The following is a 23795-nucleotide window of genomic DNA, read 5'->3' as shown; positions in this document are numbered from 1 at the left end:
AAACGCCGGTGTCAGCCCGGCTGTGCGGTCGGCGTCTCGAACCGCCGCTGATGGGCCTGCTGATACAGCCGGCCGGCGCGGTACGAGGAGCGGACCAGCGGACCGGCCAGCACCCCGGCGAATCCCAGGTGCTCGGCGTATCGCTCGTAGTCGACGAACTCGTCGGGGTGCACCCAGCGATCGACTGGATGGTGCCGCGCCGTCGGGCGCAGGTACTGGGTGATCGTGACGATGTCGCAGCCGGCCTCGTGCAGATCGGTCAGCGCCGCGCGCACCTCGTCGGGCGTCTCGCCCATGCCCAGGATGAGGTTGCTCTTGGTCACCAGACCGAAGTCGCGCGCGGCCGTGATCACCGCGAGGCTGCGCTGATAGGAGAAGGCCGGACGGATTCGCTGGAAGATGCGCGGCACCGTTTCGAGGTTGTGCGCCAACACTTCTGGCCGGGACTCGAAGACTTCGCGCAACTGGTCTGCGTTGCCATTGAAGTCGGGAATCAACAATTCGACGCCGGTGGAGGGGTTCAACTGCTTGATGGCGCGCACGGTTTCGGCGTACAGCCAGGCGCCGCCGTCGGGTAGGTCGTCGCGGGCCACCCCGGTGACCGTGGAGTAGCGCAGGCTCATCGCCTGCACGCTTTCGGCGACCCGTCGCGGTTCGTCACGGTCGAGCGGCGCGGGTTTGCCGGTGTCGATCTGGCAGAAGTCGCAGCGGCGGCTGCAGACTTCGCCGCCGATCAGGAAGGTGGCCTCGCGGTCTTCCCAGCACTCGTAGATGTTCGGGCAGCCGGCTTCCTCGCACACGGTGTGCAGGCCCTCGCGGCGGACCAGCTTCTTCAGGTCGGTGTACTCGGGTCCCATCCGCAGCCGGGTCTTGATCCACGGCGGTTTGCGTTCGATCGGGGTTTCCGCGTTGCGCACTTCCAGGCGCAGCAGTTTCCGACCTTCTGGGGCGACGGTCACGAAGACGATGCTACGCGCGCGGCGGGTTGCTCAGCGGTCCGAGGACGATGCGCGCGCGATGGCGTGCTCCGGCGTTGCGCAGGGATGCACGGCAACTGCCAGCCGCCCGTCGAGGGCATCGCAGACCGCCTCGGCGACTGCTGACCGCACGTCGTTGACGCCCACCCGCCGGCCCAGTTCGGCCGACAAAGACGTCACTCCTGCATCGCTGATACCGCAGGGAACGATCGCCTGGAAGGCGTCGAGGTCGCAGTCACAGTTCAGCGCGAAGCCATGCAGCGTCGTTGCGCGTGACACCCGTACCCCGATGGCGGCGACTTTGCGCGCCGGCTGACCGGGCCCGGCCGGCAGCCACACCCCGGAACGACCGTCGACCCGACCGACCTGCACGCCTAGGTCGGTGCAGACCTTGATCAGGGCTTCTTCGATGCGGCGCACGTAGTTGACCACGTCGAGCGGCTCCGCCAGCCCGATGATCGGATAGCCGACCAGCTGGCCCGGCCCGTGCCAGGTGATCTTGCCGCCGCGGTCGGTGTCGACGACCGGCGTGCCGTCATGCGGCCGCTCCTCGGCGGCGGTGCGCCGCCCGGCGGTGTACACCGACGGATGTTCGAGCAGCAGCAGCGAATCCATGCCACCGGCTACCCGCGAATCGGCCAACTCCTGCTGCAGTTGCCAGGCGACCCGATAGTCGACGGTGGCCATCTGCCGGACGTCGATGGCGGCGGTGCTCGAACGGATCGAACTCACACAGCGACGGTACAACCCGAAGCTGGTGACAGGCTGGCAGCGGCGAGAACTATTCCGCGGAGCCCTTCGCCGTCGCGTAGCGCAGGGCCTCGCCGACGGTGTTGTGGTGGAATTCGAAGCCGGTCCGCTCCAGGACGCCGGGAATGGCGCGTTGCCCGCTCAACAGGGCCTCGTCGGCGAACTCGCCGAGCGCGGCGCGTACCACGAACCCAGGCACCATCAGCGGGGTCGATCGGTTCAGCGCCCGGCCCAGGGCCGTGGTGAATTCGGCGTTGGTGACGGGAGCGGGTCCGGTGAGGTTGGCCGGCCCCGACAGCCGCTCGTCGAAGATCGCGAACTGCAGCGCCCGGACGGTGTCCTCCAAGCTGATCCACGACATGTACTGCCGGCCGCTGCCCAGCCGGGCGCCCAGCCCGAGCGAGAACAGCGGCCGCAGCTGACGCAACGCGCCGCCCGCTGCGGCCAACACCACGCCCGTGCGGGCCAGGACCACCCGGGTGCCGGCGTCGCGGGCGGGCGCGGTGACAGCTTCCCAGTCCACGCACAGTTGCGCCAGGAAACCCGTTCCCGCCGAAGCGGTCTCGTCGACGGCGTGGTCCTTGGTGTTGCCGTAGTAGCCGACCGCGCTTGCGTTGACGAGCACGCCGACGCCGGCGTCGGCGACCGCGTTGGACAACACTTCGGTCGGGGTGATGCGACTGTCGCGCAGGTTCTGCTTGAACGCACCCGACCAGCGACGCTGGCCGACGTTGATGCCGCACATGTTCACCACCGCGTCGACGCCGCTCAGCGCCCCGGCGTCGAATTCACCGCTGTCGGGGTCCCAGTGCAGCTCTCCGGCATGCGCCGGCGCTCGCCGCACGATGCGCAGCACTTGGTGGTCGGCGGCGCGCAGCGCGTTGACGAGTGCCGAACCGATCAGGCCGGACGAGCCTGCGATCGCGACGGTAGAGCCCACGAGTCGAGTATCCCCGGCGGCCTCAAAGACCCAGGTCGGCCTCGAATGCGCCTTCCTCGAGCCGATGCCTGACGGTGGTAAGGAATCGACCGGCGTCGGCACCGTCGATCAACCGGTGGTCGTAGGTCAGCGGCAAGTAGCAGATCGACCGCACGCCGATCGACTCGTTGCCGGTCTCGTCGACGACCACGCGGGGCCGCTTGACGATCGCGCCGGTGCCCAGCATCGCCGCTTGCGGCGGAACCAGGATCGGCGTGTCGAACAGGGCGCCTTGGCTTCCGATGTTGGTGATGGTGAAGGTGCCGCCGGACAGTTCGTCAGGCCGCAGGTCACCGGAGCGGGCGCGGGCGGCGATGTCGGCGATGGCGCGGGCCAGTCCGGCCAGCGACAGGTCGCCCGCGTTGTGGATCACGGGGGAGAGCAGGCCTTGCTCGGTGTCCACCGCGAAGCCGAGATGCTCGGCGTCGTAATAGGTGATTTCCTTGCTGTCTTCGTTGTAGCTCGCGTTGATGTTCGGGTGCGCCTTCAGCGCGTCGATGGCAGCCCGCGCAATGAACGGCAGGAACGTCAGGTTCACACCCTCGCGCTCGGCGAAGGCATTCTTGGCCTTGTTGCGCAACGCGACGATGCGGGTCATGTCGACCTCGTGGGTCTGCGTCAGCTGCGCGGTGGCCTGTAGCGACTCCCGGGTCTTCTTCGCGGTGAGCTGGCGAATCCGGCTGGCCTTCTGGGTGGTGCCGCGCAGGTGGGCCAGCGCGGGCGCGGGCGTCGGGGCGCTCGGCTTCGGGGCGGCCGGGGCCGGCGCCGGGGCGGCTGCCGCAGGAGCCGGCGCCGAGGCGGCCTGCTTCTTCTGTTCGGCGGCGGCCAGCACATCCTGCTTGCGGATGCGACCGCCGACCCCGGTTCCGGTTAGCGAGCCGAGGTCAACGTTGTTCTCGGCGGCCAGCTTTCGGACCAGGGGAGTGACGTAAGGGGTGCCGTCGGTAGTCGGTGCGGCTTCGGCTGCCGGTTGCGGCGCCGCGGGTGCGGGCTGCGCGGCGGGAGCAGGGGGCGCCGGCGCAGCCGGGGCTGCCGGTGGGGCCGGGGCCGCCGGTGGGGCGGGAGGCGCGGGCGGAGCCGGCGGCGCGGGCGGAGCGGGAGCTGCGGCGGGTGCCGGTGCGGGTGCGCCGGTGCCGATTCGGGCAAGTTCACCGCCGACTGAGACGGTGACGTCCTCCTCGGCAGTGATGCTGAGCAGGGTGCCCGCCACCGGTGACGGGATCTCGGTGTCGACCTTGTCGGTGGAGACCTCGACCAGCGGCTCGTCGACCTGGACGGAGTCGCCCACCTTCTTCAGCCAGCGGGTGACCGTGCCTTCGGTGACGGACTCGCCCAGTTCGGGCATCAGCACCGGCTGCGAGTCTGCGCTTGCTCCCTGCTCACTGGCGGCCGGCGCGGCAGGAGCCGGTGGTTCAGCCGTGGGTTGCGGCTCCGGCTCGGGGGCGGCCTGCGGTTCGGGTGCCGAGGGGGCCGCCGGCTCGGGTGCCGGTTGCTCGGCGGGCTGGCCGCCTTCGGATGCGTCGCCGATCACGGCGAGCTCGCCGCCGACCTCGACGGTGTCGTCCTCGTGGGCAACGATTTTGGTCAGCACACCCGCTGCGGGCGAAGGAATCTCGGTGTCGACCTTGTCGGTGGACACTTCCAGCAACGGCTCGTCGACCTCGACCGCGTCGCCTTCTTGCTTCAGCCACCGGGTGACAGTTCCCTCGGTAACGCTCTCACCGAGCGCCGGCATCTGCACTGAGAAGGCCATGTGAAGTCGACTCCTCGATTGATCAGTCGGTGGACGCAGTTCGACCTCTGGCTTACCACAGTGTGGTGTACCGAAGCTGCAGCCCGGATTACCGAAACCATCCTGTCACTGCGGCCACGTCGGTACACATCCAGGGCGAGCTCTGACGGTCGTTTCGCACTGCCGCGATGCAGCGGACACGCGGCGGCGTGTGTGAGACAAATCTCAATCGCACCGTTGCTGAGAGCAAACCAGAAGGCCACAGACATTGTGACGTCCGATAAACCGGACTTTCGATCCGAAGTAAAGGATGTGCGTTACCCGAAAAGCGCCCAATAATCGGCTTTTAACGCGAATGGCATTCCGGAAAGCCGAGAACTTGGATATCTTGTTCGACGTGTATCCCGATGACAGCGGCAAGGAACTTGCCACCGTGCTCTCCTACCTGGCAGGTCGCTCACTGAGCAGGGAAGAGATCTGGACCGCGATGGAACTCCCGCGTTCGACTTATTACGACCAATTGGACAAGGGAACGCTGATCACCGCCGATAACTTGCGGGTGGCTGCGGCCAATCTCGGCATCAACCGCGCCGAGTTGTTGACGCGGTACCGGTTTATCGAGCCCGAAGAGGTCACCGCGCTGGCCGAGGAGATTCGCGGCGGTATGCAAATTCACGCGGTCGGGGCCGGCACTGTCAAGACCCTGCAGCAGCCGACGAAGATCTCGGAATGGCGGCCACGCTCGGACGCGCCGCCGCTGTAAATCGTTAATTTGTACGAGGTACTGCTGTGGCACTGAGCGCTCTGATCATCGTCACCCTGGCCTGCATCGGCTGGAGTCTGTGGATCCGCCGATTCACCTGGAGCTGCCGGTGGGAAGTGGCCGCGACATTGAACATCGCCCTTCAGGGGCTCGCGGTCGTATTGATGTCGCCGTTAGCGGCCAACACCCTCGGCGTGGCACTTCATGACCTGACCGGCGTGTGGAACCTGCAGAGCTATATCGGTCACGACAGCTACATCGTCGCGGCGTCGGCGATCGTCTACAACGCGCTCGGTCGAGTCGCCGACGACGGAGCGCTGCAGCGATCATTCACGCAATACGTAGAACGGCCCGCTACGTTGTGCATCCCGCTGCTGTTGGCGGCATTCACGCTCAGCCGCGGTAGCAAGGTCTATACGCGCGATTTCTTCGCGCTGCCGACCGATTTCTGGTTGAGCGTCTACTGGCTGACGCTCTGCATCACGTTGTCGTACCTGCTCGTCTTCGGCTCACGTGCGTTGCTGGTGCTGCGACAGGACCCCCGGTCGCGCAACATGGCCAATTTGTACCTGATCGCCTCGGCCTGTGGCGTCGGGGCCTGCGCGGTGCGCATCATCACTGCGCTAGTTCCCGTGTTCCAGAACGAGGCAACCGCCGCGATGGTCTGGTTCTTCGCGTGTGCCTGCGGCGCAGGGTTCGCGCTGACGTCGGCGCAATCGTGGCGACAGAAAGTTCGCTGGTTCAGCCGTCCCACCGTCGGTGGCTGATTAGCCGTTCGCGGCGATGTCCTCGAGCACCGCGAACATGGTGCGAGTGGGGACGCCCGTCCCGCCCTTCGGCGTGTAACCCCACGGGCCGCCGGTGTTGTATGCAGGTGCGGCGACATCGATGTGCGCCCAGTTGACTCCATCGGCGACGAACTCGCGCAGGAACACCCCGGCCACCAGCATCCCGGCAAACCGTTGACCGCTGATGTTGGCCAGGTCGGCGACGGTCGACTTCAGGTCGTCCTTCAGTTCATCCGGAAGTGGCATGGCCCAGCCGTTTTCGCCGATCCGTTGTGAGATGGTGGCGACCCGGTCGCGGAAATCGTCGCTGCCCATCACTCCTGGCGTGCGGGCGCCGAGCGCAACCGTCTGCGCGCCGGTCAATGTCGACGTCTCGATGAGGTAGTCGGGGTTGTCCTCGCATGCCCGCACGATCGCGTCGGCCAGAATCAATCGTCCTTCGGCGTCGGTGTTGAGGACTTCGACCGTCGTTCCGCCGTATTGAGTCAGCACATCGCCGGGGCGTTGCGCCGTGCCCGAGGGCATGTTCTCGGCCATCGGCACGGTGGCAATGACGTCGATCGGAAGTTGCAGCTGCGCGGCGAGCGTCACGGTCGCGATCACCGCCGCAGCACCCCCCATGTCCGAGGTCATGTGGTGCATCGACGCCGCGGGCTTGATCGAGATGCCGCCGGTGTCGAAGGTGACGCCCTTGCCTACCAGCGCGACACGTTTCGCCTGCTTCGGCTTCTTGGCCAACCGCGATCCGTGATGCGACAGCCGGACCAGCCGCGGCAGCCGCGACGAACCCTGCCCGACGCCGATGATGCCGCCATAGCCGTTCTTCTGCAGTGCCTTGTCATCGAGCACTTCGACCTCGAGCCCGACGGAGTCACCCAAAGTCTTTGCCCTTTTGGCGAATTCAGCGGGGAACAGGTGGCTGGGCGGGGTGTTGATCAGGTCGCGCGCGGTGGCGACGGCTGCGGCGACCGCGGCGGCATGCGCGGCCTGCGCCTTGGCGGCTTTGTCGGCGGACAGCACGGTGATGCTGCGCAGGCCTGGATCTTTCGGGGCCGTCTTGTCGGTGCGAAACGCGGTGAACCGATAGCTGCCCAGGATCAAGCCCTCGACCGCGGCTTCGAGCGCACCCTCGCCGGGCAGGGCGCCCAGCGTGGTGATCGCGGCGTCGGCGCCACTGAGCGAACGTGCGGCCGAACCGGCCGCGCGGCGGATCAGGTCTGAGGGCCATTCGCTGCGCTGCTTGCCCAGCCCGATCGTGAGCACGCTGGCCACCGGCAGCGACGTCACCACGAGGCGGTGCACCTGCTCGACGGCGCCGGTGGCGTTGAGAGCCCGCAGACCCGCTTCGATTTCGGTCACCGCGTCCTTGGGCAACAGTGAGCCGGCGTCGACGACGACGGCGCCCGGCTCGTCGTTGACGTCCGCCGGACCCGACGACGCCACCGGAACGATCAGCACCGCGGACTTGGCGCCGCGACGGGGCAGCGAGGTGGCGGTGGAGACGGTGGGGGCCAGGTAACCGGGTTGTGTGCTCACGAACGTCAACCCTAACGATCGAGTCATCCGGTTGCCCGCCGGTGATGCGCAGGTGAACCCGAGTTCGTGTCTACGCCCTGTTCACACCCTCGCGCCGATTACTATTTCGCCGATGCCGACGGGACAGATCGCCGATCCTTGCGCGCTGTGGACGGGCTTCGACATATCGATCGTGGCAAGGAATTATGCCCAGCTGGCGGGGGTGCTCGCCGGCTTCGCCTTCGTCGTCATCAACCTCGTGCTCGATCGCGGCTACCGGCGTCGCGGCGAGGGCAAGCCGCGCGCAGCGCACGAGGTGGAGCACGAGACGCTGACCGGCGTCGCCCTGATGAACGCGTTTCTCGGCCTGTTCCTCGCGGCCATCCAGTACAGCTTGCTCGCCGGTGAGAACGGTTGTTCGCTCACCGGCGGGCGCGCATCGTCCGCGGAATTGTTGGGCGCCATTTCCTTTGTGGCGTCGGTGTACATGCTGCTCTACGCGGTGGTGCAGTTCGTCTCGGGGACGGCGGGGACGCTGGCCAAGCATTGCGTGTTCATCGTCGCAGTGCTGGTTCCGCCGATCGCGGTGTTCTTCATCGAAGCCACCGTCTCCGACTTGGCGCTGGCCTTGGCCGACCAGAAGACGCGCGAGCCGCTCGAGCCGCTGTGGCACGACGCCAACACCTTCGGGGTGCCGATCGCGCTGGCCGTGCTGGTGGTGTGCGGGGCCGTGTGGTGGTTCGGACGCGGCCGGCGCAGTGCGGAATCGCCGTCGAGCCCGCGGGTGCAGACGTTTCGGACGGCCTTGCCGTACGTGACGGTGATCGTCGTGGTCTCGGTCGTCGTCCGCGCTCTGACGGCCCTTCCGGTGCGTAATACCAGTGCGCACCTTTCTCCCGGCGAGGCATGGCTGTGGGTGGCGGTCTTCGCGACGTTGCTGGTGAGCCAGAGCTCGGCGCTGTCCCTCCAGAGCGGTGTCGAGGTGGCCTACGCGGAGCCCGAGCGGTCGAGCTCGTAGGCGACCACCGGGGAATCGAAGCCCTTGAGCAGCAACGGTTCCTGTTCGACCGCCGGCCAATCCGGCAGCAGCTGGAACACTTCGGCCGACACCAGAATCTGGCCCGGTGCGGCCGCGGCCACCAGCCGAGCGGCCAAGTTAACCGCGTTGCCGAAGTAGTCGCCGTTCAAGGTGAGAATGGGGCCGTAGGCCAGCCCGGCGCGGACCTGCAAGCCCGCATCGCGCGCTCGCGGATGGCGGACCAGGTCCAGGGCCGCCGTGGCCAGTCGCTCCGGCTGCGGGCTGACCCACATCACCGCGTCGCCGAGAAACTTCACCACCCGTCCGCCGTCGGCGTGCACCATGTCGCTGACAGCGGCCCCGAATTCGGTGAGCAGCGAAGACAATTCGGCCGGCGTGAGGGTCTGCGTCAACGCCGTGAACCCGGACAAATCGGCGAACCCGACGCCGCAGAGAATGCTCGAGGACGGGCCTCGCTCGACGCCCTCGATGAAGGTGCGGGTACTGACCAGGTGGTGGCGGTGGATCGCGTCCAGCATCGACCCGAGTCGTGGAACGAAACCGGCGACCTCCCGGTAGGCCTGCGCGGTGGCGAGCTCGTCGCCGGTGCTGCCCAGCCATAGCCGCGGTGTGGTGGTCCGAATCATCGACGACACGGCCTCGGCCAACCGGGCGAGAGCCGCGCCCAGGACTCGCATGTAGCCGTCGGCGGCATCGTGGCCCAGTCGGGCCCGCATCGCGATCCACGTGCCGAGCGCATCGACGTCAGCCTGCGTCAACGCCGGAGTATCGGAGTCTTCGACGGTCAGGCCGAGCATTGCCCAGGCATATTCGACGTCGGTGACCGGCACAGCGAGCGACTGCGCGGCGGTGCGCAGCGTGAACGTTTGCGGCCCGGACTGCAACAGGGCGTCACCGGCCAGCCCGAACAGCCGGCCGCGGCGCTCGGCCTGCGCCATGTCGTCGACGGTGAAGCCGAGGCTGGCCAGGTATTCGAGCAGGCCCGCGCGGGCCTGCGCGTCAGCGATTCCGGCGGCCTGGATCGCCTCGAAGTCCAGGGAATCGACCACCGGCCAAGTGTGCCAGTAGCTGGTCGGATTAGGGTGAAATGCCCGCGAGTTGAGGAGGAGCAGCGCCGATATGTCTGACCCGTTGCGTGGACCGTTGGAGGAACGTCACCGCGAGCAGGGCGCGAGTTTCGCCGAGTTCGGGGGATGGCTGATGCCCGTCTCGTATGCGGGGACGGTCGCCGAGCATGCCGCGACCCGTAACGCCGTCGGCCTGTTCGACGTGAGTCACCTGGGCAAGGCGCTCGTCAAGGGGCCCGGTGCCGCGGAATTCGTGAACTCGACGCTCACCAACGACCTCAACCGCATCCAGCCGGGCAAGGCGCAGTACACGTTGTGCTGCAACGAATCCGGCGGCGTCATCGACGACCTGATCGCCTATTACGTCTCGTCCGATGAGATTTTTCTGGTGCCCAACGCCGCCAACACCGCCGCCGTCGTGGCTGCGCTCAAAGATGCTGCCCCAGAAGGGATCAGCGTGACCGATGAGCACCGGTCCTATGCCGTGCTCGCCGTGCAGGGACCGCGCTCGAGCGAGGTGCTCAGCCAACTCGGTCTACCCACCGACATGGACTACATGGGTTACGCCGACGCTGCTCTCGACGGCGTTCCGGTGCGGGTGTGCCGCAGCGGCTACACCGGTGAACACGGCTACGAACTGCTACCGCCGTGGGATTCCGCCGGGGTGGTGTTCGATGCGCTACTGGCCGCGGTCAAGAGTGCCGACGGGCAGTTGGCGGGGCTCGGCGCACGCGACACGTTGCGCACCGAGATGGGCTATCCGCTGCACGGCCACGAACTCTCGGCCGACATCTCGCCGCTGCAGGCGCGATGCGGCTGGGCGATCGGCTGGAAGAAAGACGCGTTCTTCGGCCGCGACGCGTTGTTGGCCGAGAAGGAGGCCGGTCCGCCGCGACTACTGCGAGGTCTGCGCGCGGTGGGCCGCGGAGTGCTGCGGCCCGACCTCACCGTTCTCGACGGCGACCGGAGTGTCGGTGTGACCACCTCGGGCACGTTCTCACCGACCCTGAAGACCGGGATCGCGCTGGCGCTCGTCGATGTCGACGCCGGTATTGAGGACGGCCAGCACGTCACAGTGGACGTCCGGGGGCGCGGTCTCGAATGCGAAGTGGTCAAGCCGCCGTTCGTCGGCGCAAAAACTCGATAGCGCCCGGTTATACAATCGCCTCATGCTCAGCGACGTCCTCGAGTTCACGGTGTCTCGCACCGCAAACCCGGCCAGTGACGACGCCCGCCAAGCGATTCTGGCCGACCCCGGCTTCGGTCGGTATCACACCGACCACATGGTGTCGATCGACTACTCCGAGGACCGGGGATGGCACGACGCGCGGGTCGGCGCGTACGGGCCGATCGAATTGGACCCGTCGGCGATCGTGCTGCACTACGCGCAGGAGATCTTCGAAGGACTCAAGGCGTATCGCTGGGCTGACGGGTCGGTCGTATCGTTCCGTGCCGAGGCCAACGCCGCGCGGCTGCGCAACTCCGCCCGCCGGATCGCAATCCCCGAATTGCCCGACGAGTTGTTCCTGGAATCATTGCGCCAACTGGTCGCCGTCGACAATGCCTGGGTGCCGCCGGCCGGCGGCGAAGAGTCGCTGTATCTGCGGCCGTTCGTGTTCGCCACCGAGCCGGGTCTGGGGGTGCGTCCGGCCAAGCAGTACCGCTACATGGTGATCGGTTCGCCAGCCGGTGCCTATTTCAAGCACGGCATCAAACCGGTAACCGTCTGGGTGTCAACGGATTACGTGCGAGCCAGCCCAGGTGGTACCGGCGCGGCCAAGTTCGGTGGTAACTACGCCGCATCGCTGGTCGCCCAGGCCGAGGCCGCGGAAAAGGGCTGCGAGCAGGTGGTGTGGCTGGATGCGGTCGAGCGTCGCTACATCGAAGAGATGGGCGGCATGAACCTGTTCTTCGTGTTCGGCAGCGGTGGGTCGGCGCGACTGGTCACTCCGGAGCTGTCGGGCTCACTGCTTCCCGGAATCACTCGAGACTCCCTGCTGCAGTTGGCAACCGACGCGGGTTTCGCCATCGAAGAGCGGAAGATCGACATGGAAGAGTGGCAGAAGAAAGCCGCTGACGGTGAGATCACCGAGGTGTTCGCGTGCGGCACCGCCGCGGTTATCACTCCGGTGTCGCAGGTGAAGTACGGCGACAGCGAATTCACCATCGGTACCGGGGAGGCCGGCGAGGTGACCATGGCTTTACGCGACACCCTCACCGGCATCCAGCGCGGTACCTTCGCCGACACGCACGGTTGGATGTCACGGCTCGGCTGATCGAGCTACGGGCGGCGCCGCGTTCTACAGGCGCGTCAACGCGGCCAGCAGCACGGCGCTCACGGTCGTCGTCAATTCGATTGCGGCGCCCAACACGTCGCCAGTGACGCCGCCGAACCGCCGCACGCAGTGGCGAACCATCAGCGCCGAGGCGATCACGGCGGCCAGCACCGCGACCGGCCCGTGCCACGGATGCCGACCCGCCGCCAACGACGCCGCCAGTAGCACGACCACCCACGTCGCGACGACCAACGCAGGCTGACTACCGACGACTCGAGCACCCAGCATGCTGCCGGGCGCGGACGGCAGGCCGCGGCGGCACGCTGCCACCGCCGCCACCCGTCCCGCGGCCACGGTCACCGCGATCCCAACCGGGTGCAGCGCCGAAAACGCAAGTCCCTGAACGACAATCGCTAACACGACAGTCGCTACCCCGAATGGGCCCGTCGACCCGTCGCGCATGACGCGCAGCGCCCGATCCGGCGGTCCGTAGCAGCCGAGTCCGTCGGCGGTGTCGGCAGCGCCGTCGATGTGTAGGCCGCGCGTCGCGATCAGCAACGTAGCCACCCCGAGCAAGCCGGCCAAGGGACTGGCCGCGCCGAACGCCCACCAACCCGCCCACGTCACGGCGGCGACCAGCGCGCCGAGCACGGCACCGACCACCGGCAGCGCGGTCATCGCGCCGCGGCCGAACGGCCGGTCGTGCCGTCCGGGCAGCGGGATGACAGTCTCGAACGCGAAAGCCGCTGCGAGCGAACCGATCACGGTAATGACGGCCGGTCGGTGACATTTGCGTCGGTGAACGTCGCCATCGACGCGCACGTCGCTACGGCGGCCCGCAGCACGGGTAATGCCACCGCGGCGCCGCTGCCTTCGCCGAGGCGCATGCTCAGATCGACGATCGGATCCAGGCCTAGCCGGGCCAGTGCGAGCGCGTGCGCGGGCTCGGTTGACCGGTGACCGGCCTGCCACCACAGGCGCGCGCCGGGCGCCAGCTGCTCGGCGATCAAGGCCGCCGCGGTCACGACCATGCCGTCGAGCAGCACCGGGGTTCGCCGCACCGCGGCTTGCGCGCAGAAGCCGGCGATGGCCGCCAGATCGGCTCCGCCGCAACACTGCAGGGTGGCAACGGGGTTGGCCAGTACATGTTCGGCGCGGAACAACGCGTCGCGCACCGCCGCCGTCTTGCGAACCCATCCGGCGTCATCGATGCCGGTACCATAGCCGACCGCGGCGACGGGTTCGACACCAGTCAATGCCGCCACTAAAACCGTTGCCGCGGTGGTGTTTCCGATACCCATGTCACCGGCGATCAGCAGATCGGCGCCGCCGTCGACTTCCTGATCGGCGACCTGGCGGCCGGCGTCGATCGCATCGCGAGTCTCCTGCTCGGTGAGGGCATCCTCGACCGCGATGTCGCCGCTGCCGCGTCGCACTTTGTGGGCGCCGATCCGGGCGGACAACGGATCGGCGTCCACGGCGATGTCGACGACACGCACGGTCGCACCGGCGATGTCGGCGAGCGCGTTGATCGCGGCGCCGCCGGCCGCGATGTTGGCGACCATCTGCGCGGTGACTTCGGGCGGGTAGGCCGACACCCCTGCGCGTGCGACGCCGTGGTCACCGGCGAACACCACAACCCTGGCGCGCTCGAATTGCCGTGGCGGGCAGTGTCCCTGGCAGGAGGACACCCAGACGGACAAATCTTCGAGGCGGCCCAACGAGCCACGTGGTTTGGTGAGGGTGTCTTGACGGGCACGGGTGGCCGCCGCTGCGGCTGTGTCCGGCGGCGTCACCGGCGCGAACATCGTCATACGCCCGGCTGCTTGATCGGCAGTGGCTGACCGGCCACCACGAGGACCACTCGCTGGCACAGCGCTGCCAATCGTTGGTTGAGGGCGCCCAGTTCGTCGGCGAACCGGCGGGCGGACGGGGTGGCGCCGTGCACCGACAGCCCGACCTCGGGGCTGACCAATACGAGTGGTGAGCTGAAATCCGCTACGGCGGTGGTCAGTTCGTCGAGATCGGTCGACACCGACCCGCCCTCCCACGCTTGGCGCCGATCCAGAACGGCGGTCAACCATCCGCCGATGTCGTCGACCAGGGTCGCGGTGTCGGGTGACCGCTGCAATTGCGCTGCGATGTCATGCGTCTCGACGGTGCGCCAATGCTGCGGGCGGCGATCCCGATGCTCGGCGACCCGTTGACGCCAGGCCGCATCCGACTCGCCGAGTTGTCCGGTGGCCACGTAGTGCACCGGCTGATCCGTTTCCAGCGATTCGGCGATGGCCGTCTCCGCCCACCGCGACTTTCCCGACCTGACCCCTCCCAGCACCAAGGTTCGCACTGTGCGTCAGTCAGCCTTCCGGCGTGGCCTAGTCGACACTGGCGCCGTGTTTGACCTGAGGTCGCGGCGCCCGCATCCGGCGCATTTGGGAGGCCCGGCTAGCCGCGTAAAGGCCGAGCTTCCATCGGCTTTCGGTGTCCTCGGGAAACTTTTCATCGACCTTGCGGGAAACCTTGCGGCCGAGGATCAGGCCGTCGAGCGCCATCATCAGCATCAATGCCAGCATCGCCGGCGAGACATAGAACTGAAGTTGGGGGACGGCGAACATGATGAACATCAGGCCCAGGGCCGCCGGCAGGAACAGCCCCAGCACGTTACGTCGGGCGTCGACGATGTCACGGACATAGCGCCGCACGGGCCCCTGGTCGCGGGACAGAAGGTACCGCTCGTCGCCGTTCATCATGCGTTCGCGGCGCTCAGACATCTGCGCGCGGCGCGCGGCGCTTTGCTCCTTGCGTTCTTCGCGGCTGAGTTTGGGTCCGGCCAGCGACTTGCGCCGGGCCCTGGCCTCCGAGGACGTCATCGGCGCCGGGGCGACCGGACCCTTGCGCCCGGCGTCGCGGCGCGGTGTGGGCCGACCTTTGGGAGCTGTGGTCCGCGGTGAACGCGACGCCGGTGTGTCGATGACCTCGGCCACCGGTGCGGCGTCGCCTGAGTCCTCGTCTTTGTTGCGGCCCAGCAGTTTCACGCCCGCCAGATTACTTCGCCGTTGACACCGCAGAGAAACGGCCGCGTCCGCGTAGCGTCCTACTGTTGTTTTATGACAGGGACGGCACCCGACAAGCCGACCCTTCGCCTGCTCATCGCGCCGGACAGCTTCGGTGACTCATTGACCGCGATCGAGGCGGCCGCGGCCATCGCAGCAGGCTGGAACCGGGTGCGCCCGGGCGATCGGATCGTCATCGCGCCTCAGTCCGACGGTGGTCCAGGCTTCGTCGACGTGCTGGCCAGCCGGTTAGGAGAGCGCCGGGCAGAGACGGTTGCCGGCCCGCTCACCGAAGACGTGCGTGCCGCCTGGGTGCTGGATACGGCGACACACACCGCTTACCTGGAGTGTGCACAGGCGTGCGGCCTGTCACTGCTGGGTGGTCCGCCGACGCCCGAGACCGCGCTGGCGGCGCACAGCGGGGGAGTCGGCCAACTCATCGCCGCGGCGCTGGATGCGGGTGCGGACCGGATTGTGGTCGGGCTGGGCGGCTCGGCGTGCACCGACGGTGGGCGCGGGCTGATCGAACGACTCGGCGGTTTAGACGTCGCGCGGCAGCGGTTGGCGGGTATTGAGGTGGTGGCCGCCTGCGACGTCGAATATCCGCTACTGGGACCGTGGGGCGCGGCCCGGGTGTTCGGGCCGCAAAAGGGCGCCGACAGCGACACCGTGGCCGCCCTGGAAGACCGGCTGACGCGGTGGGCCGTCGAGCTGGACACCGCAGCCGGGCGTGCAATCAGCGCGGAATCCGGTGCCGGAGCCGCCGGCGGCATCGGGGCGGCGCTGCTCGCGCTCGGCGGTCGCGTCCAATCGGGCGCGTCGATCATCGCCGAGCACACCGGCCTCGCCGACGATCTGGCCGTCGCCGACCTGGTGATCACCGGCGAAGGCAAGTTCGACGAGCAGTCGCTGCGCGGCAAGGTGGTCGGAACGCTGGCGAGAACGTCGCACGTTCCGGTGGTGGTGCTGGCTGGTCAGGTCGAGCTCGACGAGGCGACTTTCCAGGCCGCCGGCATTCTCGGTGCGGCGAGTGTTTCCGATCACGCCGGTTCCGTGCGGCTGGCCGTAGCCGATGCCGCCAACCAGCTGATGGGACTGGCCGCTGAGGTCGCGGCGCGACTGGAGAAGAATAGTGGCGCGACAAGGTACCTTTGAGTAGGTGGGTTGAATCGCTTTGCGCGGACCCATCAGCACACACGCTATTACTCAGGAGAAGCAATGACTGTTCAGGACGAGTCAACCGCCACCACGCACGGCGTGATTCTGACCGACGCCGCAGCAGCCAAGGCTAAGTCACTGCTGGACCAGGAAGGGCGCGACGACCTGTCGCTGCGGATCGCCGTCCAGCCCGGGGGATGCGCCGGCCTGCGTTACAACCTGTTCTTCGACGACCGCGCGCTCGACGGCGACCTCACCGCCGACTTCGGCGGTGTGACCCTGACCGTCGACCGGATGAGCGCGCCGTATGTCCAGGGCGCTTCCATCGACTTCGTCGACACTATCGAAAAGCAGGGTTTCACCATCGACAACCCGAACGCCACCGGCTCGTGCGCCTGCGGCGACTCCTTCAACTGACGCTCAGTACACGCCGGCGCCGTGCAGCACGTAGGAGCACACCAATATTTGGTTGTGCTGGCTGATTAGCTGCGCGACACCCTGCAACTCAGTGCGGGCGCTGCTGCCGGTGGACGGCTGCACGCGCATGGTGAACAACACCTGGGCCTGATAGTCCGACCAGTAGACGATCTTGTCGATCGACGTCACCTGTGCCTCGGAGAACTGCTTGCGAAACGCGTCGCTGCTGAGTTTGGCCAGCGCCTGGTCGGATCGCCGGTCCCGAACACCGTCGTAGATGCCGCACAGCGTGTTGCGCGCGACGGCCTCGGTGTCGCGGTTCTGCAGCGCGTTCAGGTATCCCTGAATCGCCGACTTTGCGGTCGCGTCGGAGAAGGCGCCGGCCCCGCGGGCCGGACTGCGGTGCGTGAGGTATAGCAGCCCGGTGGCCACCGCGGCGACGACCAACAGAGCGACACCGACGCCGACGAGACGGCGTCGCCCTCGACGCGGCGGCTGGAACGGCGCCGCAGGCGGGACCGGGCCAGTGTACGGCGGCGCTGGATAGCCCAATGGCGGTCCCTGGGAGCCCGGCTGGTGGTCCGACGACGACGGACCGGGCATAAAGGGATCTCCTCGGATAGCGCGGCCGCGGGGCCATGAGGACACGTCAGGCCGCCGCGGGATTCTCCTAGGGAGGCTAGCGGGCGCCCGCCCGCGATGCAGAGCCGACCATGGCCCCGTTAGGCTTCGATAGCCAAACTTAGGATTCGAAGGGGTGGAGTTCGTGACGATTGCGGTAACCGGTTCTATTGCCACCGACAATTTGATGCGGTTTCCGGGTCGATTCTCCGAGCACCTGCTGGCCGAACATCTGCAGAAGGTGTCGCTGAGCTTCCTGGTCGACGACCTGGTGATCCACCGGGGCGGGGTCGCCGGCAACATCGCCTTCGCCATCGGCGTGCTCGGTGGCGACGTCGCGCTGGTCGGTGCCGCCGGTGACGATTTCGTCGGCGACTACGGCAAGTGGCTACAGGCGCACGGCGTCAACACCGACCACGTGCTGATTTCCAAATCCGCGCACACTGCGCGGTTCGTCTGCACCACCGACGAGGACATGGCGCAGATCGCATCGTTCTACCCCGGGGCGATGTCCGAGGCGCGCAACATCAAGCTGGCCGATCTCGTCGAGGCCCAGGGCAAGCCGGACCTGGTGATCATCGGGGCCAACGACCCCGACGCGATGGTCGTGCACACCGAGGAATGCCGGGCGCTGGGCCTGCCCTTCGCCGCCGACCCGTCGCAGCAGCTGCCGCGCCTGTCCGGCGAGGAAATCGACAAGCTCGTCGACGGCGCGGAGTACCTGTTCACCAACGACTACGAGTGGGAACTGCTGCAGTCCAAGACTGGCTGGTCAGACGCCGACGTGCAGCAAAAGGTCGGCCTGAGGGTGACCACGCTGGGCGCCAAGGGCGTCGACATCGTCGATCGTGACGGCACCACTGTGCACGTCGGCGTCGTCCCTGAGACCGACGCCACCGATCCGACCGGTGTCGGTGACGCCTTCCGGGCCGGCTTCCTCACCGGCCGCAGCGGCGGCCTGAGCCTCGAGCGTTCCGCGCAGCTGGGTTCCTTGGTCGCGGTGCTGGTGCTGGAGTCGACCGGCACCCAGGAGTGGACGTGGGATGCCGCGACCGCCAAGACCCGGCTCGCCGGGGCCTACGGCGACGAGGCGGCCAACGAGATCGCCGCGATCCTTCGGTAGCCGTGTCGCGACACTGAACCAGAAGCGCCGACACGCCGTTGGAGGCCGCCACGGCTGCAGTCTCGGCGAGCGTTTTGGCGCGCAGCGATTAGAGCTCGACGGGGTAGGTCGGTTCCGGGATCTGGGGCACCACTCGCCGCTCCACGAAGATCGCGTGCCACAGCATGAAGATCAGCACGGTCCATAACCTGCGGCTGTGATCGGCTGTGCCGCAACGGTGTTCGTCGAGCATCCGCTGGACTGCGGGGCGGTCGATCAGGTAGTCGGTGGCCGACGCGTCGATCGTCTCGTGCGCCCACTCCAGCAGCGGACCGGCGCGCAGCCAGTGCCGGATCGGCACCGGAAAACCCAATTTCGGACGGTTGAGCACGTGCGGCGGGACGATCGGCTCCAGCGCCCGGCGCAGCGCGTATTTGGTGGTGGTGCGGGTGATCTTGGCGTCGACCGGCAACCGTGACGCGACCGCGAACACCTCGGGGTCCAGGAACGGGACCCGCAGTTCCAGCGAGTTGGCCATGGTCATCTTGTCGGCCTTGACCAGGATGTCGCCGCGCAGCCAGGTGAACAGGTCGATGTGCTGCATCCGCGCCACCGGGTCCCAGTCGGCCGATTCGGCGTAGACCGGCGCGGTGACGTCGACGTGGGTCCACTCCGGCCGGAACGCCGCGAGCACGTCCCGTAGCTGCGCGTCGGAGAAGCTGCGGGCGTTGCCGTAGTAGCGCTCCTCGAGTGTCAGCGATCCCCGGTGCAGCAGGCTCTTGCCGCGCATACCCTCCGGAAGCGGCCTGGACACCTTGCCCATCGAACGCCGCAGCGGCCGGGGGAGATAGTCGAAAGGCTTCAGCGACAACGGTTCCCGATAGATCGTGTAGCCGCCGAACAGCTCGTCGGCCCCTTCTCCGGAGAGCACCACCTTGACGTGCTTGCGTGCCTCGCGGGCCACGAAGAACAGCGGCACCAGCGCCGGGTCGGCGACCGGTTCGTCCAAGTACCAGACGATTTCGGGCAGCGCTTCGACGAACTCCTCGGGCGAGACGACCTTGGCGATGTGGCGCGCACCGATCGCTTCGGCGGACGCGACCGCCACGTCGACCTCGGAGAATCCCTCACGTTCGAAGCCGGTGGTGAAGGTGATCAGCCGGGGATTGTGCCGGATGGCGAGCGCGGCAATCGCCGTCGAGTCGATGCCCCCGGACAGGAACGCGCCGACGGTGACATCCGCGCGCATGTGCTTGGCCACCGAGTCCTCCAGGACGGCGGTGATCTCGTCATAGCGGGCCTGCTCGCCGCCGCGGGCGATAGGAACAGCTTGGAAGCGCGGCACGAAGTAGCGGGTGGTCGCCGGTTGCCCGCCGGGGCGGATGCGGGCGTAAGAGCCCGATTCCAGCCGGCGCACGCCGCGGTGCAGGGTCTCCGGTTCCGGCACGTACTGCAGGACGGTGTAATGCTGCACGGCGCGCTCGTCGATGCCAGAGATCCCAGCGTCGAACCCGATCAAATTGGCCAGTTCCAGCAGGCACTTCTTCTCGCTGGCCACCGCCGTGCCACCGGTTCCGGTGGCCATGAACAGCGGCTTGATGCCGAACGGATCTCGGGCGCAGAACAATTCGCCGGTCACGCTGTCCCACAGCGCGAACGCGAACATGCCTCGCAGTCGCGGCAGCGCGTCGGCGCCCCAGTAGTGGTAGGCAGCCACGACGGCTTCGCCGTCACCGTCGGTCGCAAAGGAGGCGCCGTGTTGTGCGGCGAGTTCCGCCCGCAGCTCCAGGTAGTTGTAGATCTCGCCGTTGAACACCAATTCGTAGCGGTCGGGCGTTTCCGGTGGACCCCAGCGCAGCGGTTGGTGGGAATGGGCGATGTCGATGATCGACAGCCGGTTGAAGCCGAACACGACGGTCCCGGCCGGGTCGACCCAGGTGCCCGGCTCGTCGGGGCCGCGGTGGCGCATCAGGTGCGACGCCCGGGCGATGGCCTCAGCGGTCGCGTGCGCCCCGCTCGTCGGCTCGGCGTCGGCCGGGGCAGCCACGAAGGCCAGCAGTCCACACATCGCGGATCAGTATGCCGCAAGCGATGGCCGATCATGGCTGCCGCAACGGGTGGCGCGACAAGCGGCGGGCCTGCACTCGGCTCCGCTGCGTGCGTGGTCTACGCTGCGTAGTATTCGACGTGCGAGTCAGCCGACAGTCCCCTTGAGCGGGGATGTGCGACGTCGATCCAGCGTGTGAATCTCAGGAGGCGCGACCGTGACATCTCGCGAGCCAGGCTGTTCGCAGGGCTTGTTGAAGAGCCGTTCGTCGGGTTTACACCGGCTTCGCAAGCCGGCGATGTTCGGCATGCTGGGCCTGCTTGCGGTGAGCCTGAGTGGCTGCAGCTGGTCGGAGGCCCTGGCCCTGGGTTGGCCGAGAGGCATCACCCAGGAGGGTGACTGGAACCGTCAGCTGTGGATCGGCTCGGTGATCGCCGCCCTGGTGGTCGGCGCGATCGTCTTCCTACTGATCTTCTGGTCGTCGGCATTTCATCGCAAGAAGGCGACGGACACCGAACTGCCCCGCCAGTTCGGCTACAACATGCCCCTGGAACTGGTGCTCACCGTGACGCCGTTCCTGATCATCTCGGTGCTGTTCTACTTCACCGTGGTGGTGCAGGAAAAGATGCTGCACCTCGAAGCCGACCCCGAGGTCGTCATCGACGTCACCTCGTTCCAGTGGAACTGGAAATTCGGCTACCAGAAGGTCGACTTCAAGGACGGCACCCTCAAGTACGACGGCGCTGACGCCGCCCGTAAGGCGGCGATGGTCTCCAAGCCCGAAGGCAAGGACTCCCACGGCGAAGAGCTGGTCGGTCCGGTCCGCGGGCACAACACCGAAGACCGTTCGTACCTCAACTTCGACAAGGTCGAGACTGTCGGGACTTCTACCGAAATCCCCGTCCTGGTACTTCCCGCGGGCAAGCGCATCGAGTTCGAGCTGGCGTCGGCCGACGTCATTCACGGGTTCTGGGTGCCGGAGTTCCTGTTCAAGCGTGACGTGTTGCCCGACCCGGCGGCCAACCACTCGGTCAACCGCTTCCAGGTGGCGAAGATCGACCGAACCGGTGCGTTCGTCGGTCGATGCACCGAAATGTGCGGCACCTTTCACGCGATGATGAACTTCGAGGTCCGGGTGGTTCAGCCCAACGACTTCAAGGCGTACCTGCAGCAGCGGACCGCCGGCAAGACGAACGCCCAGGCGTTGCAGGCCATCGCGCAGTCGCCCGTCGCGGTCACCACCCACCCGTTCGACACCCGGCGCGGCGAGCAGGCTCCGCAGGCGAGCAAGTAGGACCTCGGTAAGAGAGTAGGCCCAATGCATATCGAAGCCAGGCTGTTCGAGTTCATCGCAGCGTTCTTCGTTTTCTGCACGTTTCTCTACGGCATTCTGACCAGTCTGTTCGCCACCGGCGGCATCGAGTGGGCCGGAACCACTGCGCTGGCGTTGACCAGCGGGTTGGCGCTGATCATCGCGACGTTCTTCCGATTCGTCGCCCGTCGGCTCGACACCCGCCCCGAGGACTACGAAGGCGCCGAGATCAGCGACGGTGCAGGGGAATTGGGATTCTTCAGCCCGCACAGCTGGTGGCCGATCTTGATCGCGCTGTCCGGCTCGGTAGCGGCGGTGGGCATCGCGCTGTGGCTGCCCTGGCTGATCGGCGCCGGAGTTGTGTTCATCCTGAGTTCGGCGGCCGGTCTGGTCTTCGAGTACTACGTGGGTCCCGAGAAGCACTGAGACGCCCTCGCCGGTGAGCAGTTAGGTCACAATCCGGGCGTCAGTTGCCCCCTGAGCAGGTCGCCAAGAATGTCGCGCAAGATCCCGTTGGGTAGGGTTTCCCGGGGCATAGTGAGCAACATCGGAGTACGCGACCGCGGTACTGCGTGCACCGGTGAAGTAGTCGAACAGGACAGACGATCATGAGCGGGCCGAATCCACCCGGGCCGGAGTCCGAAGAATTGGGACCCGGCGCCGAGGCCAGCCACAGCGGCGGCGAATTCGACGGTGGCGATACCGAATTCGGTCCGGGCGTGGGGGAGTCCGACGCCGAGAACGCGACCGGTCAGACCGACGTCTACTCACGGGCCTATTCGGCTCCAGAGTCCGAGCACATCACCAGCGGACCGTATGTGCCGGCAAACCTCGACCTCTACGACTACGACAACTACGACGACGCGGTTCCCGACGGGCAGGAGGAGAAAACCGCCCGCTGGCCATGGGTCGTCGGCATCGCCGCGATCGTCGCGGCGATCGCGCTGGTCGTCTCGGTGTCGCTGCTGTTCGCCCGAACCGACACCAACAAGTTGGCCACGCCCAGCACGCCCACGGTTTCAAAACCTCCGATTCAGGACGAGATAACCACCACGACCCACTCGCCGGCGCCGTCGTCGTCCAGTGAGGCGTCTCCTCCTCCACCACCACCGCCGCCGTCGTCCAGTGAGGCGTCTCCTCCTCCACCACCACCCCCGGCGCCATCTCCGGAGCCCGCGCCCGCGCCCGCGCCGGCCCCAGCCCCGGCCCCGCCCGCCCCCGCGACTCCGCCGGCGCCCGCCGGGCCCAAGCAGTACACCTATTCGGTGACCGGCACCAAAGCACCGTTCGACCAGATCACGATCACCTACACTGATGCGTCCGGCATGCGGCGCACGCTGTCCAACGTTTACATCCCCTGGACGATCACGCTGACTCCGATCTCGGCGTCCGACGTCGGCTCGATCGAAGCGTCCAGCCTGCTGCGGCTGAGCAAGCTGAATTGCAAGGTCACCGCCAGCGACGGAACGGTGTTGTCGGCCAACGAAAACAACCAACCACAGGTCAACTGCTGATGGTCGAGAAGTACTCCTGGGGGTCCCGGGGCAAGGCCGCCGCGTGGGCGTCCGATCGCGTCCTGATCGGGTCGTGCGCGGTCGTCTGGCTGGCGCTGGTCGGGGTCGGCGTCGCCGCGCTGGTCGCGCTGATGGATCTGGGGCGCGGCTTTCACGCCGCCAAAGGCAACCCGCACACCTCGTCGGTGCTCTACGCGATCATCATCATCTCCGCGCTGATCATCCTGGCGGCAATCCCGATGCTGCTCCGGGCACGCCGTATCACCCGGGACGCGCCGGAAGCGCGATCCGCGGTTTCACCGGTGCGAACCGTGAGTGCACGCTCGATCAGGTCGGGACCGATCGCGGGCTCGACCTACAGTTCAGCCGAGCAGATCACCACGCAGCGGCCCGCACTGCCCGACGCCGAAGTCGACCGGTTCTGGCTACGGGGAACAGTCGCCCTGATGGGCGCCATGGGCGGCGCGTTCCTTGCGGTGGCAGCCGCGACCTATGCGATGGCGATCGGCCATGACGCCTTGGCGTGGACCGGGTACGCGATCGCCGGTGTCATCACATTGGCCATGCCGCTGGTGCCGTGGCGTCAGGTGCGCCACCTCCGCAGCATGCTCACCGCCTGAAATACTCCGCGCCGCAACCGAACCCGGGCACACGTAGTCAGCTGCGACCTACGCCATAAACGAGT

The 23795-nt window shown here is 67.3% G+C and carries 24 protein-coding genes; 12 read left to right on the top strand and 12 right to left on the bottom strand.

Annotated elements, in window-relative coordinates; genetic code table 11:
- Positions 1-11 precede the first annotated feature (11 nt).
- The 4 genes from lipA to sucB all read right to left on the bottom strand — a co-directional run bounded on the left by lipA (position 12) and on the right by sucB (position 4459).
- The gene (gene lipA / locus MKK62_RS24350; RefSeq protein ID WP_240263339.1) at positions 12-959 is read right to left on the bottom strand and encodes a lipoyl synthase; all 948 of its coding nucleotides are present in this window, start codon (positions 957-959) and stop codon (positions 12-14) included.
- A gap of 30 nt (positions 960-989) precedes the next feature.
- Positions 990-1664: a lipoyl(octanoyl) transferase LipB gene (lipB, locus tag MKK62_RS24345; protein ID WP_240263952.1), complete on the bottom strand. Its 675-nt coding sequence runs from the start codon at positions 1662-1664 to the stop codon at positions 990-992.
- A 94-nt stretch (positions 1665-1758) separates the two neighbouring features.
- Complete coding sequence (locus tag MKK62_RS24340; RefSeq protein WP_240263340.1) at positions 1759-2667, bottom strand: TIGR01777 family oxidoreductase; 909 nt, start codon at positions 2665-2667, stop codon at positions 1759-1761.
- Positions 2668-2689: 22 nt separating this feature from the next.
- Positions 2690-4459, bottom strand: coding sequence for a 2-oxoglutarate dehydrogenase, E2 component, dihydrolipoamide succinyltransferase (gene sucB, locus MKK62_RS24335; RefSeq protein WP_240263341.1), 1770 nt, complete (start codon positions 4457-4459; stop codon positions 2690-2692).
- Positions 4460-4793: 334 nt separating this feature from the next.
- On the opposite strand from sucB, the gene MKK62_RS24330 reads away from it, so the two are divergent.
- Positions 4794-5201, top strand: a complete 408-nt coding sequence (locus MKK62_RS24330) for a hypothetical protein (RefSeq protein ID WP_240263342.1) — start codon at positions 4794-4796, stop codon at positions 5199-5201.
- 26 nt (positions 5202-5227) lie between these two features.
- On the top strand, positions 5228-5968 hold the full coding sequence (locus tag MKK62_RS24325) for a hypothetical protein (RefSeq protein WP_240263343.1): 741 nt from the start codon (positions 5228-5230) through the stop codon (positions 5966-5968).
- On the opposite strand, the gene MKK62_RS24320 is transcribed toward MKK62_RS24325, so the two are convergent.
- The gene (locus tag MKK62_RS24320) at positions 5969-7525 is read right to left on the bottom strand and encodes a leucyl aminopeptidase (protein WP_240263344.1); all 1557 of its coding nucleotides are present in this window, start codon (positions 7523-7525) and stop codon (positions 5969-5971) included.
- A 112-nt stretch (positions 7526-7637) separates the two neighbouring features.
- On the opposite strand from MKK62_RS24320, the gene MKK62_RS24315 reads away from it, so the two are divergent.
- Positions 7638-8522, top strand: a complete 885-nt coding sequence (locus tag MKK62_RS24315) for a hypothetical protein (RefSeq protein WP_240263345.1) — start codon at positions 7638-7640, stop codon at positions 8520-8522.
- On the opposite strand, the gene MKK62_RS24310 is transcribed toward MKK62_RS24315, so the two are convergent.
- The gene (locus MKK62_RS24310; RefSeq protein ID WP_240263346.1) at positions 8492-9592 is read right to left on the bottom strand and encodes an adenylate/guanylate cyclase domain-containing protein; all 1101 of its coding nucleotides are present in this window, start codon (positions 9590-9592) and stop codon (positions 8492-8494) included. The genes MKK62_RS24315 and MKK62_RS24310 overlap by 31 nt on opposite strands.
- Before the next feature lie 70 nt (positions 9593-9662).
- Between MKK62_RS24310 and gcvT the strand changes: the two genes are divergently transcribed.
- Both gcvT and MKK62_RS24300 read left to right on the top strand, forming a co-directional pair.
- Entirely contained in the window at positions 9663-10757 is a 1095-nt protein-coding gene (gene gcvT, locus MKK62_RS24305) for a glycine cleavage system aminomethyltransferase GcvT (RefSeq protein ID WP_240263347.1), read from the top strand.
- Positions 10758-10779: 22 nt separating this feature from the next.
- Complete coding sequence (locus MKK62_RS24300; protein WP_240263348.1) at positions 10780-11886, top strand: branched-chain amino acid aminotransferase; 1107 nt, start codon at positions 10780-10782, stop codon at positions 11884-11886.
- 24 nt (positions 11887-11910) lie between these two features.
- Here MKK62_RS24300 and MKK62_RS24295 read toward each other — a convergent pair whose 3' ends face one another.
- Genes MKK62_RS24295 through MKK62_RS24280 form a run of 4 tightly spaced genes read right to left on the bottom strand, consistent with a single transcriptional unit; the run spans position 11911 to position 14921 of the window.
- Positions 11911-12651, bottom strand: a complete 741-nt coding sequence (locus MKK62_RS24295) for an adenosylcobinamide-GDP ribazoletransferase (RefSeq protein WP_240263349.1) — start codon at positions 12649-12651, stop codon at positions 11911-11913.
- Positions 12648-13700 (bottom strand): nicotinate-nucleotide--dimethylbenzimidazole phosphoribosyltransferase, encoded by a 1053-nt coding sequence (cobT, locus tag MKK62_RS24290; protein WP_240263350.1) that lies wholly within the window; start codon positions 13698-13700, stop codon positions 12648-12650. The genes MKK62_RS24295 and cobT overlap by 4 nt, the downstream gene beginning before the upstream one ends.
- A complete protein-coding gene (locus MKK62_RS24285; protein ID WP_240263351.1) occupies positions 13697-14233 on the bottom strand; it encodes a bifunctional adenosylcobinamide kinase/adenosylcobinamide-phosphate guanylyltransferase in 537 nt (178 codons plus the stop codon). The genes cobT and MKK62_RS24285 overlap by 4 nt, the downstream gene beginning before the upstream one ends.
- A 28-nt stretch (positions 14234-14261) precedes the next feature.
- Positions 14262-14921: a DUF3043 domain-containing protein gene (locus tag MKK62_RS24280; RefSeq protein WP_434084993.1), complete on the bottom strand. Its 660-nt coding sequence runs from the start codon at positions 14919-14921 to the stop codon at positions 14262-14264.
- A gap of 72 nt (positions 14922-14993) precedes the next feature.
- Here MKK62_RS24280 and MKK62_RS24275 point away from each other — a divergent pair, with 72 nt between their 5' ends.
- Positions 14994-16094 carry a glycerate kinase family protein gene (locus MKK62_RS24275; RefSeq protein ID WP_240263352.1) on the top strand — a complete coding sequence of 367 codons (1101 nt, stop codon included), beginning with the start codon at positions 14994-14996 and terminating at the stop codon, positions 16092-16094.
- Positions 16095-16157: 63 nt separating this feature from the next.
- Entirely contained in the window at positions 16158-16514 is a 357-nt protein-coding gene (locus MKK62_RS24270; RefSeq protein WP_240263353.1) for an iron-sulfur cluster assembly accessory protein, read from the top strand.
- Between the two features lie 3 nt (positions 16515-16517).
- Here MKK62_RS24270 and MKK62_RS24265 read toward each other — a convergent pair whose 3' ends face one another.
- On the bottom strand, positions 16518-17117 hold the full coding sequence (locus tag MKK62_RS24265) for an Rv0361 family membrane protein (RefSeq protein WP_240263354.1): 600 nt from the start codon (positions 17115-17117) through the stop codon (positions 16518-16520).
- A gap of 163 nt (positions 17118-17280) precedes the next feature.
- Here MKK62_RS24265 and MKK62_RS24260 point away from each other — a divergent pair, with 163 nt between their 5' ends.
- Positions 17281-18258 carry a carbohydrate kinase family protein gene (locus tag MKK62_RS24260; RefSeq protein ID WP_240263355.1) on the top strand — a complete coding sequence of 326 codons (978 nt, stop codon included), beginning with the start codon at positions 17281-17283 and terminating at the stop codon, positions 18256-18258.
- 88 nt (positions 18259-18346) lie between these two features.
- Here MKK62_RS24260 and asnB read toward each other — a convergent pair whose 3' ends face one another.
- Complete coding sequence (gene asnB / locus MKK62_RS24255; protein ID WP_240263356.1) at positions 18347-20305, bottom strand: asparagine synthase (glutamine-hydrolyzing); 1959 nt, start codon at positions 20303-20305, stop codon at positions 18347-18349.
- Positions 20306-20501: 196 nt separating this feature from the next.
- On the opposite strand from asnB, the gene ctaC reads away from it, so the two are divergent.
- The 4 genes from ctaC to MKK62_RS24235 all read left to right on the top strand — a co-directional run bounded on the left by ctaC (position 20502) and on the right by MKK62_RS24235 (position 23730).
- Positions 20502-21578, top strand: coding sequence for an aa3-type cytochrome oxidase subunit II (gene ctaC, locus MKK62_RS24250; RefSeq protein WP_434084992.1), 1077 nt, complete (start codon positions 20502-20504; stop codon positions 21576-21578).
- 24 nt (positions 21579-21602) lie between these two features.
- Entirely contained in the window at positions 21603-22022 is a 420-nt protein-coding gene (locus tag MKK62_RS24245) for a cytochrome c oxidase subunit 4 (RefSeq protein WP_240263357.1), read from the top strand.
- A gap of 182 nt (positions 22023-22204) precedes the next feature.
- On the top strand, positions 22205-23110 hold the full coding sequence (locus MKK62_RS24240; RefSeq protein WP_240263358.1) for an MmpS family transport accessory protein: 906 nt from the start codon (positions 22205-22207) through the stop codon (positions 23108-23110).
- Positions 23110-23730: a DUF2561 family protein gene (locus tag MKK62_RS24235; protein WP_240263359.1), complete on the top strand. Its 621-nt coding sequence runs from the start codon at positions 23110-23112 to the stop codon at positions 23728-23730. The genes MKK62_RS24240 and MKK62_RS24235 overlap by 1 nt, the downstream gene beginning before the upstream one ends.
- Positions 23731-23795: the final 65 nt, after the last annotated feature.

Source organism: Mycobacterium paraterrae (assembly GCF_022430545.2).
In the GTDB taxonomy this organism is placed as follows: Bacteria; Actinomycetota; Actinomycetes; order Mycobacteriales; family Mycobacteriaceae; genus Mycobacterium; species Mycobacterium paraterrae.
The sequence above is the reverse complement of the archived record's forward strand: the minus strand, read 5'-3'. Positions and strand labels throughout refer to the sequence as shown.